This window comes from Arthrobacter pascens (genome assembly GCF_017052465.1).
Lineage (GTDB): Bacteria > Actinomycetota > Actinomycetes > Actinomycetales > Micrococcaceae > Arthrobacter > Arthrobacter pascens.
Genome location: NZ_JAFHKT010000124.1, coordinates 1 through 392, shown reverse-complemented (window position 1 = coordinate 392; position 392 = coordinate 1). Strand labels below are relative to the sequence as shown.

Genomic DNA, 392 nt, shown 5'->3' with positions numbered 1-392 from the left:
GCGGCTGCCGCCCGCAGATTCTTTCGATCTCAGCGACCATGCTGGGCACCATGTCAGGCAGCTGCTCCTTGGGAACGTGCCGCCGTGGTCCCGCCAAGACGTTGTGGACGCGCACGCCCGCCTCGGGATGTTCGACGGCGTGCTGGCCCTGATGTGCTCGCCGATGAGCCCGAAGGCGTCCGCCCAGGAGATCGGCGAATAGTGGGTGTCCCCTTCCCGGATCACCACCGGCTCGCTGAGCCTGCCCTGGTAGCCCAGCCAGTACTCCGTCTTCTCCGACAGTTCCGCGATGGAGTGCCGGGCCCAGAACTCCGCACCCACGGTGCGGAGGGTGTTCTCCTCCGCCACCGCCTTGGCGCCGTTTTCGCAGAACTCGGCCGCTTTGCGTTTCT

General features: G+C 66.8%; 1 pseudogene. It reads right to left on the bottom strand.

From position 1 onward, the window contains the following. Positions 1-392 (bottom strand): annotated as a pseudogene (locus JYA52_RS07485) (hypothetical protein); the annotation flags it as partial.